The following is a 16440-nucleotide window of genomic DNA, read 5'->3' on the forward strand; positions in this document are numbered from 1 at the left end:
TTAACTAAATTCTATCATTTCTCGGTTCAGACTAGAAACCCGTATGGGATTCGATGACTGCTTCGGCTTGCAGGGCGATCGACCTCAATTTATCCAATGTATCCTGGTTCGCACTCTCCCACAACCCCCGCTGACGAGCTTCTAGCAATCTTTCCGCCATATCTCGCAGTGCCCAAGGATTGTTTTCTTGAATAAATGTCTGGACTTTCTCATCAAAAATGTAAGCCTCGGCGATTCCTTCATACATAAAATCCTCTACACAATTTGCCGTAGCATCGTAAGCAAACAAAAAATCAACTGTTGCTGCAATTTCAAAAGCACCTTTGTAACCGTGGCGCATCGCACCTTCTATCCATTTGGGATTCACAGCCCTACTGCGATAAACCCGCGCAATTTCTTCTCTGAGTTGTCGCACTTTTGGATTTTCAGGGATTGAATTGTCTCCGAAATAGGTTTCAGGATTTTTGCCTTGCAAATTGCGAATTGCGGCCGTCATTCCGCCTTGGAATTGATAATAATCGTCGGAGTCGAGGATGTCGTGTTCGCGGTTGTCTTGGTTTTGCAAAACTATTTGCATTTGGCCGAGGCGTTTTTCAAATGCTTCGGGTGCAGAACATCCCCATTCACCCCCCCTAACCCCCCCTTGTAAAGGGGGGGGACAAGAGTTGGAATTAACCCCGCCTTGTAAAGGAGAGGAATTAGATTTAGCCCCCCCTTGGTAAGGGGGGGTTGGGGGGGTATTCTCTGGTGGTAAAGGAGAGGAATTAGATTTAGCCCCCCCTTGGTAAGGGGGGGTTGGGGGGGTACTTGTATAGGCGTAACTGCTCCAATTAATGTAAGCTTTTGCTAAATCGGCGTCGTTTGTCCAGTTTTGAGCTTCAATTATGCCTTGAAGTCCTGCGCCGTAAGCACCCGGTTTTGAGCCAAACACTCGAAATTGCGATCGCCCTTGCGCCTCTTCCTGACTCAAACCTGTAGATTCCCAATACAAAATCTCTTCCTTAACTTGTGCTGCTAAAGGGTTGTTTTCTGGCGATTCGTCTAAATCTGCCACAGCTTTTACCGCACTGTCAAACAAATCAATTAAATTAAAAAAAGCATCGCGGAAAAATCCCGAAATTCGCAAAGTAACATCAACGCGCGGCCGCCCCAAAACAGAAACTGGCAAGATTTCAAAATCTACAACCCGGCGCGAAGGGCCATCCCAAACTGGTTGAACTCCTATCAGCGCCAAGGCTTCGGCTATGTCGTCTCCCCCCGTCCGCATGGTGGATGTTCCCCACACGGACAAACCCAAAGTTTTCGGATATTCGCCGTTTTCTTGGGTGTATCTTTCGATTAAAGTTTCAGCGGCAACTCGGCCAACTCTCCAGGCGGTTTCTGTGGGAATGGCGCGGATATCTACTGAGTAAAAATTGCGACCTGTGGGCAATACGTCTGGTCTGCCGCGAGTGGGCGCGCCGGATGCGCCGCTGGGTATGTGCCGCCCATCTAGTCCGCGCAACAGGTTGGTAATTTCTTGGTTTGTTTGGAGGAGTGAAGGTAAAAGATAGTTGTTTATCCAGTCTAATTCTTGTTGGGTTGCTTCTCCGATTTGGAAATTTTTAACTGCAGATGAACGCGGAGAAACGCGGATGTTTTCGATTAAATTATCTACTAATTCAGCGGCTTTTTCTTCGAGTTCTGCTGTTAAATCGCCTGCTGTGCGGTGCTGAATTATTGAGGTGGGATCGGCCGTTAACGGGTCGAAATCGTAGCCTGAGTCTGCTGCTAGGGCGCGGGTTAAGCCCGATCGCCCGTTGGTGGGATGGCGGGCGATCGCAATTATCAAATCTCTCAACTGTCTACCTTCGGGACACTGCCCGAAAATGTGCAATCCGTCGCGAATTTGGGATTCTTTGAGTTCGCAAAGATAGCCGTCTGTGCGGGTAATAAATTCTGTAAATTCCGATTTATTTAGTTGTATTCCTAAGTCTTTATCTAAGTTTTCTTTGTTGGTGAGGGCGAGAATGCGATCGCGAATCATGGGCAATCTGGACGGATCTAAACTTTGGGCTTCGCAATACTCATCAATTAAGGTTTCCAACTGCTGCAAAGGCCCGTAGAGTTCGGCGCGAGTCATCGGCGGTGTCAGGTGGTCGATAATCACGGCTTGCGATCGTCTTTTTGCTTGGGAACCTTCCCCCGGATCGTTGACAATGAATGGATAAAAATTCGGCATCGCGCCTAACGCTACTTCTGGATAACATTTGTTAGACAATGCTATACTTTTACCGGGAAGCCATTCTAAATTGCCGTGTTTTCCAGCATGAATTATAGCGTCAATTCCCAACTTTTCGCGCAGCCAGTAATAGTAAGCTAGATAATTGTGAGTTGGTTCTAAGTCGGGTGCATGATAGTTCAAACTAGGGTCAATTTCATATCCCCGCGATGGTTGAATTCCTACAAATACATTACCGAACTGAATCCCCGGAATCGGAAAAGACGTATTGTTACTTATAAAGTCTTGTGCATAGCTTCCCGGAATCCCCCATCTTTTACAAATCCCATCTTGCACTTCCTGCGGCAAACTAGCAAAATATTCTTCATATTCTGCCAAATCCAAAGATTGATGAACAGGCCGCAATTCGCGTCCTTCCGGGTCATTTGTCACGCCCGAAGTCAGGAGTTCAATTAACTCGTTGCCGCTAGCGGGGATGTTTTCAATTTGATACCCAGCTTGCTGCATAGCTTTGAGGATTTCGACACAGCTAGCGGGTGTATCTAAGCCGACGCCGTTGGCTAAGCGGGCGTTGCGAGTGGGGTAATTTGCTAGAATTATGGCGATGCGTCTGTTAGCGGCTGGGGTTTGTTTCATTTTCACCCAATTCGCGGTTAAATCTGCTACAAATGAAATGCGATCGCCCGCTGCTACATAGCCTACTACATCTGTTTCTAATTCGCTGTTCCAAGTCTGTACGGCTTTAAAAGAAACAGCCCTAGTAATGATTTTTCCGTCTACTTCCGGCAATGCTACATTCATCGCCACATCCCGGGGCGAAAGCCCCTGAAGTTCGGTTTCCCACTGTTCCAAACCGCCACCGCTGAAGATTGCTTGCAATACGGGAACGTCTAAGGATTTTAAGCTGTTTTGTGCCGGTTCTTGACTGCTGAAACCGGAGACTGCAAAACTTGTGGTGTTGAGCAATAATTGAATTGGTTCTGATTCTTTAGGTTGGAAATATTCCAGCAATTCTATTTGCAAATCTGGTTCCCGCAAAGAAGACACAAAGACGGGAACTGGGACTAAATTTCGCTCTGCTAGAGCTTGACAAAGTGCATCAATTGGTGCTAAGTTTCCTGATAAGTAATGAGCACGATAAAATAAGATTCCGACTTTAGATGTAGTTGGTAAACCCGGAGATCCCCCCCAGCCCCCCTTAGCAAGGGGGGAGGAAGAAGTTGTCAAAGTCCCCCTTGTTAAGGGGGATTTAGGGGGAGCAGCGTCGGTTGGTAAACCCGGAGATCCCCCCCAGCCCCCCTTAGCAAGGGGGGAGGAAGAAGTTGTCAAAGTCCCCCTTGTTAAGGGGGATTTAGGGGGATATGAATCTGGTTGTAAAGTTGCAAAACACGCCCGCGCCTGTCCGCCCCAATCATAAATTCCGACGCGGGAAACTGTTTGAGGTAGGGGTGGATTGTAAGCAGTTTTCAGGCAAGTATCGGCTGCAAATTTGAGTGCGTTAACAAAGTTTTGGACTCCGCCTTCTGTGAAGTAACGCCACAGTTTATTGACTGCTGATAGCGATACATTTGAATGGCTGATTAAATCGGGATCGGGACTGTCTTCTCCCGGCATTACAATCAGTGAGGCGTTAGTTTTTTGCACCGTTTCTCGCAGAATTTCTAACCCGTAAGACCAATAAGAACGCCCTCCTAAAAGTCTTAAGATTATTACCTCTGCGCGTTCTAAAACTTCCTCGGCATAAGTATCAATTGTTAGTTGTTGCTGCAACTGAAGCAGGTTTACTGCCCGCACTTTGGGGAATTTTGCCGGCATTTTGGATGCGGCGGCTGCGAGTGTTTGAATGTCGGTGTCAGCAGCACTAATAAATACTATTGGTGCTGGGGTTTGCTGAATAAAAATTACTCCTTCTGCTTGAGGGTTCCAACCTCCGGGTGTGGCTGCTATTTTGTGCATTAATTTTTTTTATCTTAATAAATAGTGAGAGAAAGTGCGATCGCCTTGAGTATAACATGACTTATAGATAAATAAAGGCTAGGGCTTGTTTCTCAACCCGGACATCCCCGCCCAACCGAGAGAGGGCGGGCACGGGGAGTAGGGGTCGCACCGCCCCTAAATTCGGGGGGAGAATGAGCGTCAATCGATTTTAGATTTTAGATTTTAGATTTTAGATTTACTTGCGCGAGATAAATGCGGGGGCAATAAGTGATTTTCGATTTTCGATTTTGGATTGATTCCACGGATAAATCACGTGGCGAATACCCTCAAGAAATTCGTGGTCAAAGTCCGGGAAATCTCAACCTATAAACTGATAAATAAAACTCCCAAAATCATGATTCCGGCCCCTAATAATCTTTGTTGAATATCTTTTTCCTTAAAAATTAAATGACCGAACAATACACCCATTAACACGCTAGTACGCTTAATCGCGATCACTTGCACTACGAAAGTTAATGTCAAAGCTTGCATTTGAAAAAGCACTCCAATAGCATTGAAAGACCCCATAGCAGCTAGCATTGGTAATTGTTTGAGAATTTTTCGCCCTGGATTTGGGGTTTTGTGCAATAAAACTGGCAGTAGCAAGACACTGATTGTACCAAACAAAGAGAATAACCAAAAAATAGGGGAGGAATTTGTAACTCCTATTTTGTCAAAATTTGAGGCAATACTCCATAGCAATGCGACGATTAACATCAATTTTGGCCCTGGTTCATCCAGGAGTGCTTTGAATGGGGCTAAATATCCTTTAGATTTCTCTTTTATATTTAATAAATAAGAGCCGAGTACGATTAGTAAAATGCCAATATAATCAAAGATTTTGGGATATTCCCCGACAATTAATGGTGAAGTTACCAACATAAATAATGGTGTCAAAGCTACCAGCGGTAGTGTGAGGGATAAATCTGATACTTTGATGGCTTTGATGTAGAGGAGGGATGTGACAGCGTTGATGCTACCTCCGATTAATAGGGCGAGCCAAAAATGAGAGTTTAATGGCGGAATTCCTGTATATAATACCCAGGGAATCAAAAAGATGACTGAAAAAAATGAGAGAGACCAAGCTACAACATATTCGTCACTTTTTTTGAGATTTTGTTTGCCAAAAACGTCTTTGACGGCTTCAAAGAAAGCGGTCAAGAGTCCTAAAATTAACCAAGTCATCCTAAATATGCGCTCCTGACTCGCTCGTCGTTTAGCAAATCTGCTCCAATACCTGTGAGAGTAATGTTACCAGCTTCTAGCACGTAACCCCGATCGGCAATTTGCAGTGCTAAACTGGCATTTTGTTCGACTAAAAGGATTGTAACGCCCGTGGAGCGCAGGTTTTGAATAATTGCAAAAATTTCTTTGACGATCGCAGGTGCTAAGCCTAAACTAGGCTCGTCTAATAATAGCAGTTTAGGGCGCGACATCAACGCGCGGGCGATCGCCAGCATTTGCTGTTCCCCGCCGCTGAGGGTTCCTGCTAGCTGGCGGCGCCTTTCTGCTAAGCGGGGAAATATCTCAAATTGGCGCTCTAAATCGGCTTTTACAGCCGCCGAGTCCGATCGAATATAAGCCCCTAATTCTAAGTTAGTTAACACCGTTTGCTGCGCCAAAACCCGCCGCCCTTCTGGACTGTGGGCGATTCCCAATTTCACAACTTCGTGAGCTTGGCGGCGGCTAATATCGCGCCCGCTATAAATAATTTGTCCGTGGTGTATATTAACTATTTTGGAAATAGCCCTGAGTGTGGTACTTTTGCCCGCACCGTTGGCACCGATGAGACTGACAACCTCGCCCGCATTTATCGTGAGATTAATATTTTGTAGGGCTTGAATGCCACCATAATTTACAGAAAGGTTTTTGAGTTCTAAGAGAATGTTTTGGGTTTTTTCTGGCGGGGTGTCGTGCATTTTGTGTTACTTTGAGGTAGATTCCGATTTACCGTTGGGTGGGGGCGGGTTTATGAAATTATTGGTCTTAGGCAATTATTGTTGGTGAAACCCGCCCCTACAGAATGCGTGAGAATGGTGCAAGATGTGAGTTTTATCCAATTTCGCTATATCTACATTTCATCTCCCAAATAAGCCTCTATCACAGCCGGATCGTTCCTCACAATAGCAGGCTCGCCCAAGGCAATAAGCTGACCGAAATGCAAGACGGCAATTCGATCGCACAATCCCATAACTAGCGGTACATGATGCTCGATCAATATTACAGTTAAATTGAATTGTTGGCGCACTTCGCGGATAAATTCGCTTAATTTATGCTTTTCATTGGGATTCATCCCCGCTGCAGGTTCATCTAACAGCAATATTTGCGGTTCTAGGGCTAAAGCGCGGGCAATTTCTAAGCGCCTCTGGTCGCCGTAGGGCAAGTTTTTGGCTTGTTCGCCCGCGCGATCGCCCAATCCGACTAAATCCAACAATTCTAAGGCTTTTCGCTGGGTTTTGCGTTCCATTGCGTTAGATGCTGGCAAGCCGAAAATCCCCGCCAGCACCGATAAAACTGGATTGCCCGATCGACTGTGGATGTGTCGGGCGATCGCCACATTTTCCACAGCAGAAAGTTCCCCAAACAACCGGATATTTTGAAAAGTTCTGGCAATACCTTTATTAGCAATTTGATAAGGCTTCAATTGGGAAATATTTTCATTTTGATAAATCAGGTTGCCACTAGAAGCAGGTATCAGTCCAGTCATTAGATTAAATAGAGTTGTCTTGCCCGCGCCGTTAGGGCCGATTAATCCAAAAATTTCGTGTTTTTCAACTGTAAAAGATACGTTGTTTACAGCAATTAAACCACCAAATCGGCGAGTTAATCCTTTGGCTGCTAAAACAGGATTGCTGCTTGAGACGGTAAGGGGTTCGGAAATCATAAACAAATCATAGAATATAAGATATCTAATTATGCCTTAGACTGCGGAATGTTCTTAAAGTGCGGCTTTTTAAGCAGTATTTAGGGCGATCGATTTCACCACAGACAAGCACAAATTTAGAGCACCCGGAGTCCTGAAACAGTTTGATGAGAATGTATACACAATTATTCAAATGGCTGAGACGGCTCATCAAACACAAGGATTCTGACCCATGACGAAGCACTGCCGACAAAGATTAGCTACCGTAATTGCCCTCTCGTTTCTATCTTTCACATCCCCTTTGCTGTTGACTCGCAATGCTGCGGCTGGAATTGGGGACGAACCCACAGCTAATCCCAAAGAGATTCCCTCCCTCACCGAGAAGTTAAATATTAACGATGAAACGGCACTTGATGCAGCTATTAAGCTGTTACGAAAAATAGGTGAACCAGCCATCCCTGATTGGATGGAAGCTTTGCAGGCTCAGAATTTGTCAGTCCGCCAGAGTGCTGCTGAGGTTCGGAGACAAATGGGCCTCCCTGCTATTCCTGCCCTTGTCAAAACCTTGAAAGACTCAGATGTGTCGGTTGGTGCAGAAGCTAAAACTACACTGCCGCAGCTAATTCTCTTGCTAAAAGACTCGGATGCAGAGGTGCGTAGCCGTGCAGACTATGCTTTGGGAAGGATTGGTGCAGAAGCTAAAACTGCTGTGCCACACCTAATTCTGTTGCTGAAAGACTCCGATGCAAATGTGCGTAGCCGTGCAGCCAATGCTTTGGGAAAGATGGGTGCAGAAGCTAAAACTGCTGTGCCGCAGCTAATTCTGTTGCTGAAAGACTCCGATGCCACTGTGCGTAGCCGTGCAGACTATGCTTTGGCAAGGATGCGTGCAGAAGTTAAAACTGCACTACCACAGCTAATTTCCCTGCTTCAAGACTCAGATGCAACTGTGCGTAGTAGTGCAGCCTCTGCTTTGGGGATGATTGGTGCAGAAGCTAAAACTGCACTGCCGCAGCTAATTATCTTGCTGAAAGACTCCAATCCAAATGTGCGTAGTAGTACAGCCTCTGCTTTGAATAAAATCCGTGCAAAAGCTTAAACTGCAATGCGGCAGCTAGTGCCTGTTGACAAGGTGGAATTTAGAGTTAAATACTGACAGAATCGGCGCTGATTATAGGAATATGTACATTAGCCAACCAGACCCGGATCTTTGCAAACAAATCCGTGTGTTTGATGAACAATGTCAGGCTTTTACTTTTGTGAGGCCGGGAGTGGAGGGCGATCGAGCTTGGTGTTATTTCAAGAATGGTGTGCCGTCGCCAAGTCTGAGAGAAGGCCGGAATTCTAGTATTAGACCGAGGTGGTAACAGAAAGAGGGAAACGAAATGTTTTTAACGTTTCCCTTTGCAAGGTCAGCATTTCAACGGTCTAAAGTTCTGATTGAGTGACTCCAACTAGCCTTTGTAATCTTACCAGTCGCTTTCCCCAGTCCGTTCCAATCGCCTTGTTAGGTCGCTTTCGACAATCGTTCCTCCCAAGTTGCGACCAAAAAAGCTGCCATTGAACCCGCCAAGTTGACAGCAAGTGCAGCGTGTCGAGGAGAAGGTTTAATAGCTTGTTTCCCTTTACCATGAGCATCACTAAGCTTATTACGTAAAGTACCAAGTCCTGAAATCACACTCTGGCAACCACCAAGAATTTGTTTAAAAACCTCTTCTTGATGTTGTTGAGGAGCCAGATTAAGTTGCTTAGCCGTTTCATAATATAGTTTAGGCAAATCATCTTTATCACTATGATAAATGCCTGCTTCATCCAAAATGTGTTTACAAACCGATTCGATTAATGTACGCGCCATAGTAATCGCTGCTTCTGGATCTTGATTTCGGCGTTCAAGAGCTTTTTGCCAAGCAATATGAACCTGTTCTGTATCGAAATTGATAAGAATGGCGGAAATATCATCATCTGCTGGTTGAGCCACAATAATATTTTGCTCTAGAGACGCAATCAATGAACCAAATTCTTCCCATATAAACATCCTTCGTTCTTGGTAGGTACCGAACTTTGCTTTAATAAAACCCCAGAATTTTGAGATTTCGTCGCAATTTCTAACAAATTGAGGAAGGCGATCTCTGATTGCGCTATCTCTCAATAACTCTAAACGGAGTTTACGGTATTCCCGATCACTGTGATCGCCACCTGTTGCACAAGCAATAAATATATCTTGGAGTTGCCGTACTTTATCTAAGCGTGTCATCATCGTTTCTAAAATCTGAATTCTAACCTCAACATTCTAACCTTTACTAACTCACATTTTCCAATCAACTATCTAGCTTAAGATCGTATAGCTTTATTTTCATCTTTTTTGTGATGCCTCACTAACTACAACTATTAAACATGGTGTTCCCAAGGATCGCCATTTAGCTAAGATTCCCGGTGCAAAAGATACCGACTTTCTGCCGCAAGAAATCACATCGCGCTATAATATTACAATTGCCGTACCGCTTCAATCTCCTCAAGCCGTCTCGCCTGGGTAATCTTATGACGATGTACGTACCGGATTCGCAGCCTTCGCAAACAAAAGTCCTCCCTACGATGTACGATCTACCCAGTGAAGACCCGGAGGAGCCTGGTTTGCCTGACGAATTCCACGAGTTTCAACCCGAACTGCTGCGCCTAACCTGCCGCCCCGCTAACCATCCGCCAGAACAAATATTTATAGCGACAGACCTCAATCTCTACTACGATTCTAACCATCTCAATTGGTACAAAAGACCTGATTGGTTTGTCGTCTTGGGGGTTCCGAGATTTTATCGAGGTGACGAATTGCGCCTCAGCTACGTGATGTGGCAAGAAAATGTCAGTCCTCTGGTAGTAGTAGAACTCGTGTCACCTGGAACTGAAGATGAGGATTTAGGAATCACAGAAGAAACACGAAATAAACCGCCTACTAAGTGGCGAGTTTACGAACAGATTTTGCAGATTCCTTACTACTTTGTTTTCAGTCGGTACAACAATCAACTGAGAGTATTTCGCTTGATTGGCAATCGTTACCGCGAACAAGTTTTAACCGAACCCAGATTCTGGATACCGGAATTAGAATTAGGTATAGGTTTGTGGGAAGGTTGTTATCAAGGTTGTTCGAGGTTGTGGCTGCGGTGGTACGATGTCAGTGGCGATTGGGTTCTGACTCCAGAGGAGTTTGAAAGGCAGCGAGCTGAATTAGAAAGTCAACGAGCTGAATTAGAAAGTCAGCGAGCAAACCGATTAGCCGATCGACTCCGAGCAATGGGCATTAATCCAGAGGAGCTGTAAAATTAAGTAGCAGCGCGAAATACTGTCTGCGGTGTCCATAAAAACTTATTAACTAAAAATAAATTATGCCAGACTCTACCTCATTGCGCGATCGCTACCTAGCCCTAATCGACAAAATTGTCGAAATCACCCTCAAAGGTCAAATTCGCTCCAAAGAACAAGTTTATCAAATGCTGGTGCAAGACATTAGTACCGGTACTGGCGAAATCTTTGAACGCTGTTTCGGTGAACGCCTTGATGCCGCCGAAAATCAACTCAGAAATGAAAAAGACGAAATCAAACAAGCAAAGGCAAATCGCACCCTCCGAGCTCTCAAAACCATCCAAGGAGAATGGGAACGCTGGCAGAAAGATAACCGCGTCGATCGCGAAATTGCCTCCTCAATCCAACAAATCGTTAGTGCCGAATCTAACGCCCGCCTCCTGGCATTATTGCAAGTAATCGATCCGAATAAAGAACATCCGCTGACTCTGGCTCAATTGCAGCAATTAGCCAAATCTCTGCACCAACAAATGCTGCAAACTGCCAATCCCGAAACCGAACAAGATTTGCAGCAAATAACCGCCGGCATCGCTAAAGGTTTAGAATCTTGGCAGCGTTTGGAACCGGAACTTGTGGGCTGGATTTATCAGCCGCAGCAGCTAGGATTTGCCGGTAGTCCCGAAGAAAATGGGCCTTGGGCTTTTTGGGCCAAAAAAGTTAACAGTCCCTTTCCCCAGGCTCTTTTGAAGACTATTGCGCTCGGTGAATCTGTAGTTCAATTCGCAGCCCAGCAATCGAATTTAGATTTAGGCATATTGGTGGAAGTGGCGATTATTTTGCAGTGCTTGCAGCGGGCGTTGGCGACATGGTTTGACAAGCAAGTTTACGATTCCAAAGTGTCAACAAAAGCTTCAATTTCTACTTACATTACTTTTGCGGTAATTTGGAGTCAGCTAGCTAGTGGGTTTAATAATTCTACCAAGAGTGGGGAACAGTTGGCAAATGCTTGTTTTCAAGTAACTTTGCAAATTTTGCGTGCTTTTTCTCAGCGAGAATACTTTCCGCTTTACGGCGGGATTTTTGCTTCATTTGATGGTAAAGCTCTGCGGCATACTTTGGATTATTTAGACGAACCGCTGCGCCGAGTTGAAGGCACTCAAGCGAAAGCTCGGATTCTGACGCTTTTGGGTTATTCGATGCAGGCGGCTGGGGCTTACGAGCGATCGCTCTTGCTGCACAAGCAAGCGCTGGAAATTGCCCGTACCGAAGGAGACAAAGCTTGCGAAGTTGCCAATCTCAATCACATCAGCCGCAACTATGTTGCTCAAAAAAATTATCAGGAAGCGATTAATTACAGCCAGCGGGCTTTAATTATGGCACGACAAGCGGGAGAAAGGCAAGGCGAGGCAAATGCTCTAGCTAATTTGGGTTACAGTGAAGTGTTTCAAGCGCGGCAGTTGGAGGAGGTGGAACCGGAGGTTTATGAGAGTGCGATCGGTTATTTGGAACAAGGTTTGTTGCTATCGGAAAAATTGGGAGACAGGCAAAGTCAAGCTTTTTGTTCCAGCAGTCTCGGTATTGCTAAAATCGCCCTAGAAAATGCTGAAGGTGCGATCGAATATTTGCTCAAAGGTTGGCAAGCGGCTCAATTCTCAGGGGATTTATATTTGCAAGGTCTGAATTTGGCTTACTTGGCTCAAGCTTATTACAGAATCAACTCACTAGAAAAAGCGATATTTGCGGGCAGTTTGGGGATGTATACTTTGGAGCAAATTGGTGCGATGGAGTGGCGTCAATCGGCTGGTTTGTTGACAATTTTGCGGGGTCAAATGGGGGCTGAATCTTTTAAACAAGCTTTGGCTAAAAGTCGAGCGAATATCATTCCGGCGATCGGTGTTGATGGCTACGATTACATCCCGGAGTTGCTGGAAAAATACCAGCAATCTATTTAACTTTTTGTGGAACAGGCCGGAAAGCCTGTTGCTGACAGAGGTTTAAGGTGTCAGTTCTAACTCACCGAAAATCACCATTATCAATCAGTCTTTCATGGGCGGGCAGGATGCCCAACCCCTACTCCCCACAAGAAAATTTAATTTTTGTGGAACAGGCATCTTGCCTGTTCTGATGTTTTTTGATGCACCCCAACCTCCGAATAATTAATGCTCAACTATCACCGGCGTACCAACTGCAACTTTCTCAAATAAAGCCTGTGCATCTTTGTCAAACATTCTGACACAACCGTGAGAAGCCGCCCCCCCGATCGACTCTGGATTCGGAGTACCATGAAAACCAATCACATTCTTGCCATCCGTCCAAAACCCCATCCACCTACTCCCTAATGGATTGTCTGGCCCCGCAGGAATAAGTTCTCCTGTCCAAGGATTTTGCCAAACTGGATCTTTGATCATTTGCATCACTTTAAAATTGCCTGTAGGAGTTTCCCAGCCGCCTTTTCCCACAGCAACCGGGAAACTGGTTTGCACCTTATTTTGTCGGTAAACATAGACGCGGCGTTCTCGCAATTTCAGCACTAAACGCACTTCCTCAATAGGATTTACCGCAGGCTTTGGTTCCTGGGGAAGATAACGAAATGGTTCTCCCAAGGGCGGCAGTTCTGGGGTTCCGAGATTCGGCAATTGTGTCTCGGATGTTGGCCGCTGCGCTGCGATCGCACTATTACTTGAATTAGCCACCAGTTCGGCAGCCGCCTGCTGCTGTACGGCGACCGACAGCGCCACTGCACTCAAGCTCAGGACAATTAACTTGTTAAATAAAAATTTGCTGTTCACCATTTTTTTGTTCGCTAAACTCCTAACCAGCAGTTCCTACAAAGTTCCTATCTAATTATCCGCAAACTGCACCCGATCTGAAAAGTTTTGACGACAAGTTTTGACATAGCTTTTTGACGGCAACTGCGCTGCACAGTTTTTAGTTGAAATTCCACCACTGATAACTTGTAACTCAACACAAAGCTTAGGCAATAATACCAAAACCACAAGGTTTTTATAAGCTGCTCAGTGGAGTTACGCAAGAGAATGTCGTTAAAAAACCCGCTTTTTGCGTAAATCTTGCAAGAAAATGATTAAATTTGACCTCCGACTAATTTGATTTTTTAGCAATGGCCAGCGGGCGATCGAGTATTCAAACTATGGCGCTGCTGTATCCGGCAAGCACAATCTGTCTTTAGGTAGAGTTCCTCCCAGCAACAGTTAGGTTGGCGGAAAAAAACTGCTAAGGTCGATCGAATAAACTCAATATATCACGGCAACACTCTAGAGATGCAAACCGCTGAACTTGTTGTAAATCGGGAACTTATGATGTAAAATTTAGTCTTTCAATACTTGTTCGATAATCTTTTTTTGAGATTGTCATAAATTTCCTACTCTGGGGATTAAACTGGATTAGGTATAGAGGTTGGGACTTTCGTGCAGCGGAAGCAAACCCGACCCTGAATAGCAGTTAATGTGAGGTTTCAATGCGTCTTCAGAACATCAAATTATTGACAGGTGCAACACTGTCGGTGCTAATTTCGGCGGTCTCAGTACATCCTGCGATGGCTAACCCTGCAACTCAAATAGCCCAAACGCAGACCACCACAACAGCAAACACTACAACCATTGTCGGTTTTGTCAAAAGTATTGTCGGCGATGTAGTAACTATTCGCGAAGAAAGCGCGCCGTACAGGACTCTCAGGGTTCAAAGATGCGTCCTGAGAATTATTGGCTTAGTACCGGGAATGAAAGTCAGAGCCACCGTCGCCGGATCTCAGATCCAAAATATCGCGGTGATCCCCGATTATAAGGTTGTAGCCACAACGGTTGCTCGTCCCGCAACCCCAGCACCGGCACCGCGTCCGGCCCCAGAACCGCCACCGCGTCCGGCTCCTCGTCCGGCTCCTCGTCCGGCTCCGATTCCGGCTCCCCGTCCTATTCCGGCTCCGGCTCCCCGTCCGGCTCCTGTGAGAGGACTCTGGTAAAGCTAGGTTATACCATTTTCGATTTTCGATTTTCGATTTTCGATTGAAGATTGGCAATGACAATCAAGCAGTTTGATCCGGGGCCCTTGGATTCATTCGTGGGCTCGCTTTCTTCAATCTAAAATTTAAAATCTAAAATCTAAAATCTAAAATCGATTGACTGATCAAGCTCAAGGTTTGGATCGCAGGTCTACAGTTGCATTCTTTTTTGCAACTGATATGAGTAAGCAGAATTAAGCCACCGCGTGCGCGGTGGCTTCGCTGTTTAGGATCGTGAATTAAATAATTTGCATAAGCCTGTGGGATGGGCGTCTCGCCCGCCCCTTATAGACGGGCGAGACGCCCATCCCACAAGAAAATCACCATTGCAGGTTATTTAATTCTCATTTCTTAATAGAAGTTAGAATAATAGAATTGTCCAGCAATTGTGGAGAAATCGCTGCTATGTATTATCTGCGTTTCTTGCTGCTAATTCTGCTGTTGCCGATGATTGCGTGCGATCGAGCTACAGATGCGATCGCCCCTGCTGTTGGCGACAACGGCCCCCTGTCGCAAATTCCCTCCCGTGCACCGGTGGCAAATGTTGGGACAAATCAAATTGTACCGACCAAACCGCTGTCGGCGCAGCCAATCCGCATTGTTGCAACTGCTTTGCCGCAACCAGGAGCCAGCGAAAGCGCCTCAAAACCTCCTCAAGTAGTACCGATTCCCGCATCGCCCGTGCTGCGAGTGCCTCCTGGCTTTGTCGTCAACGTTTTTGCTGACAATTTAGACGCTCCCCGATGGCTAGCTTTGACGCCTACAGGCGATGTTTTGGTAACAGAAACCCGGCAGAATCGGATTACGCTGTTGCGAGATGCCAACGGCGACGGCGTTGCTGAGGTTCGCAAGACTTTTGCAAGTGCCCAAAACGGGTTAAATATTCCCTTTGGCATGGCTTTTGCCGATCGCTATTTTTTCCTCGGAAATACCGCTGAAGTCCGCCGATTTCCCTACACAAAAGGGCAGGAACAATTGACAGGTACTGGTCAAAAAATTGCCGATTTACCGGGCGGCGGCTACAACCAACACTGGACGCGAAATGTTGTCGTTTCCCCCGACAAGAGCAAGCTTTTCGTATCAGTTGGATCGCAGTCTAATGCCGATGTCGAACCGCTGCCGAGGGCGTCTGTTCAAGTCATGAATTTGGACGGCAAGAACCAGCAAATTTTTGCTTCGGGTTTGCGAAATCCGGTGGGATTGGATTTTCACCCAAAAACCAATCAACTCTACACGACAGTCAACGAACGCGACGGTTTGGGAGATGATTTGGTGCCCGATTACTTGACAAGAATTCGTCAAGGCGAGTTTTACGGCTGGCCTTACACTTATTTTAAGCCGAATTTGCTCGACCCGCGCCACGCTAGAAATGGCAATAGCGATCGACCTGATTTAGCGGCTAAAACATTAATGCCAGACGTGCTGTTTCAGGCGCACTCGGCCGCTTTGGGGCTTCAGTTTTACGACGGCAAAACGTTTCCCAAAAGATTCCTGAACGGGGCATTTGTGGCGTTTCGCGGCAGTTGGAATCGCAACGCTGGAACTGGTTATAAAATCGTGTTTGTACCTTTTAATGCGGCGAACGGACGCCCTCAAGGTTATTATGAGGATTTTCTGACTGGTTTTCTGACAGATCCGTCGGGCCCGAAAACTTGGGGGAGGCCGGTTGGTTTGCTGGTTTTACCTGACGGGAGTTTGCTGTTTACTGAGGAAGCGAACAACCGGATTTATCGGGTGCAGTATCGCCGCTGACGATTGGGCGTTCGATAAATTCTTCACCCTCGTATACTTTTCGTTGAATCAAGAATTTATCTTCTTTTCTAATTTCATATCATGTCCGATCGATTAACCATAATATCCCGGTAGGGGCGGGTTTTTGAGATGATCAATTATTGGCAGGTATTGTTGGCTCACGGGCCCCTACCAAAATCGGGGTCGCTCGACCGGACATAATTTCACTATTCAATTTGAGATTCGCTGGGTTGCGGCGGGTTTTGTAACCCACATTCCGCACCCCCAACTGGCACATACGCGGATTGAGGAAGTAAAAGTGAATCATCGGAGATAATA

Annotated in this window: 14 protein-coding genes; 6 read left to right on the plus strand and 8 right to left on the minus strand. The window is 45.9% G+C overall.

From position 1 onward, the window contains the following. Positions 1 to 31 precede the first annotated feature (31 nt). The 5 genes from cobN to QUB10_RS24215 all read right to left on the minus strand — a co-directional run bounded on the left by cobN (position 32) and on the right by QUB10_RS24215 (position 7082). Positions 32 to 4177: a cobaltochelatase subunit CobN gene (gene cobN, locus QUB10_RS24195; RefSeq protein WP_333205776.1), complete on the minus strand. Its 4146-nt coding sequence runs from the start codon at positions 4175 to 4177 to the stop codon at positions 32 to 34. Positions 4178 to 4238: 61 nt separating this feature from the next. Next, entirely contained in the window at positions 4239 to 4361 is a 123-nt protein-coding gene (locus QUB10_RS24200) for a hypothetical protein (RefSeq protein WP_333205777.1), read from the minus strand. Between the two features lie 161 nt (positions 4362 to 4522). Next, positions 4523 to 5383 carry an EamA family transporter gene (locus QUB10_RS24205; RefSeq protein ID WP_333205778.1) on the minus strand — a complete coding sequence of 287 codons (861 nt, stop codon included), beginning with the start codon at positions 5381 to 5383 and terminating at the stop codon, positions 4523 to 4525. Then, a complete protein-coding gene (locus QUB10_RS24210) occupies positions 5380 to 6117 on the minus strand; it encodes an ABC transporter ATP-binding protein (RefSeq protein ID WP_333205779.1) in 738 nt (245 codons plus the stop codon). Before QUB10_RS24210 ends, QUB10_RS24205 begins: the two co-directional genes overlap by 4 nt. A 152-nt stretch (positions 6118 to 6269) precedes the next feature. After that, on the minus strand, positions 6270 to 7082 hold the full coding sequence (locus QUB10_RS24215; RefSeq protein WP_333205780.1) for an ABC transporter ATP-binding protein: 813 nt from the start codon (positions 7080 to 7082) through the stop codon (positions 6270 to 6272). 211 nt (positions 7083 to 7293) lie between these two features. On the opposite strand from QUB10_RS24215, the gene QUB10_RS24220 reads away from it, so the two are divergent. Together QUB10_RS24220 and QUB10_RS24225 are read left to right on the plus strand one after the other, a co-directional pair. Then, on the plus strand, positions 7294 to 8160 hold the full coding sequence (locus QUB10_RS24220) for a HEAT repeat domain-containing protein (RefSeq protein ID WP_333205781.1): 867 nt from the start codon (positions 7294 to 7296) through the stop codon (positions 8158 to 8160). Positions 8161 to 8185: 25 nt separating this feature from the next. Next, positions 8186 to 8428 carry a PAN domain-containing protein gene (locus tag QUB10_RS24225; RefSeq protein WP_333205782.1) on the plus strand — a complete coding sequence of 81 codons (243 nt, stop codon included), beginning with the start codon at positions 8186 to 8188 and terminating at the stop codon, positions 8426 to 8428. Between the two features lie 140 nt (positions 8429 to 8568). On the opposite strand, the gene QUB10_RS24230 is transcribed toward QUB10_RS24225, so the two are convergent. Continuing rightward, on the minus strand, positions 8569 to 9318 hold the full coding sequence (locus tag QUB10_RS24230; RefSeq protein ID WP_333205783.1) for an abortive infection family protein: 750 nt from the start codon (positions 9316 to 9318) through the stop codon (positions 8569 to 8571). Between the two features lie 281 nt (positions 9319 to 9599). Between QUB10_RS24230 and QUB10_RS24235 the strand changes: the two genes are divergently transcribed. Together QUB10_RS24235 and QUB10_RS24240 are read left to right on the plus strand one after the other, a co-directional pair. Next, complete coding sequence (locus QUB10_RS24235; protein WP_333205784.1) at positions 9600 to 10373, plus strand: Uma2 family endonuclease; 774 nt, start codon at positions 9600 to 9602, stop codon at positions 10371 to 10373. Between the two features lie 65 nt (positions 10374 to 10438). Next, positions 10439 to 12307, plus strand: coding sequence for a tetratricopeptide repeat protein (locus QUB10_RS24240; RefSeq protein WP_333205785.1), 1869 nt, complete (start codon positions 10439 to 10441; stop codon positions 12305 to 12307). Positions 12308 to 12511: 204 nt separating this feature from the next. On the opposite strand, the gene QUB10_RS24245 is transcribed toward QUB10_RS24240, so the two are convergent. Then, on the minus strand, positions 12512 to 13147 hold the full coding sequence (locus QUB10_RS24245; RefSeq protein WP_333205786.1) for a L,D-transpeptidase: 636 nt from the start codon (positions 13145 to 13147) through the stop codon (positions 12512 to 12514). A 683-nt stretch (positions 13148 to 13830) separates the two neighbouring features. Here QUB10_RS24245 and QUB10_RS24250 point away from each other — a divergent pair. Both QUB10_RS24250 and QUB10_RS24255 read left to right on the plus strand, forming a co-directional pair. After that, positions 13831 to 14331 carry an autotransporter gene (locus QUB10_RS24250; RefSeq protein ID WP_333205787.1) on the plus strand — a complete coding sequence of 167 codons (501 nt, stop codon included), beginning with the start codon at positions 13831 to 13833 and terminating at the stop codon, positions 14329 to 14331. A gap of 444 nt (positions 14332 to 14775) precedes the next feature. Next, positions 14776 to 16122: a sorbosone dehydrogenase family protein gene (locus QUB10_RS24255; RefSeq protein ID WP_333205788.1), complete on the plus strand. Its 1347-nt coding sequence runs from the start codon at positions 14776 to 14778 to the stop codon at positions 16120 to 16122. Positions 16123 to 16255: 133 nt separating this feature from the next. Here QUB10_RS24255 and QUB10_RS24260 read toward each other — a convergent pair. After that, the coding region (locus QUB10_RS24260) for a hypothetical protein (RefSeq protein ID WP_333205789.1) at positions 16256 to 16440 on the minus strand (185 nt) is incomplete at its 5' end.

This window comes from Microcoleus sp. B5-D4 (assembly GCF_036705145.1).
Lineage (GTDB): Bacteria > Cyanobacteriota > Cyanobacteriia > Cyanobacteriales > Microcoleaceae > Microcoleus.

Bases quoted from the DNA above. Each gene is read 5' to 3' on its own strand.
- cobN (WP_333205776.1), bottom strand. From the start codon at position 4,177: ATGCACAAAATAGCAGCCACACCCGGAGGTTGGAACCCTCAAGCAGAA.
- QUB10_RS24205 (WP_333205778.1), bottom strand. From the start codon at position 5,383: ATGACTTGGTTAATTTTAGGACTCTTGACCGCTTTCTTTGAAGCCGTC.
- QUB10_RS24210 (WP_333205779.1), bottom strand. From the start codon at position 6,117: ATGCACGACACCCCGCCAGAAAAAACCCAAAACATTCTCTTAGAACTC.
- QUB10_RS24215 (WP_333205780.1), bottom strand. From the start codon at position 7,082: ATGATTTCCGAACCCCTTACCGTCTCAAGCAGCAATCCTGTTTTAGCA.
- QUB10_RS24220 (WP_333205781.1), top strand. From the start codon at position 7,294: ATGACGAAGCACTGCCGACAAAGATTAGCTACCGTAATTGCCCTCTCG.
- QUB10_RS24230 (WP_333205783.1), bottom strand. From the start codon at position 9,318: ATGATGACACGCTTAGATAAAGTACGGCAACTCCAAGATATATTTATT.
- QUB10_RS24235 (WP_333205784.1), top strand. From the start codon at position 9,600: ATGACGATGTACGTACCGGATTCGCAGCCTTCGCAAACAAAAGTCCTC.
- QUB10_RS24240 (WP_333205785.1), top strand. From the start codon at position 10,439: ATGCCAGACTCTACCTCATTGCGCGATCGCTACCTAGCCCTAATCGAC.
- QUB10_RS24245 (WP_333205786.1), bottom strand. From the start codon at position 13,147: ATGGTGAACAGCAAATTTTTATTTAACAAGTTAATTGTCCTGAGCTTG.
- QUB10_RS24250 (WP_333205787.1), top strand. From the start codon at position 13,831: ATGCGTCTTCAGAACATCAAATTATTGACAGGTGCAACACTGTCGGTG.
- QUB10_RS24255 (WP_333205788.1), top strand. From the start codon at position 14,776: ATGTATTATCTGCGTTTCTTGCTGCTAATTCTGCTGTTGCCGATGATT.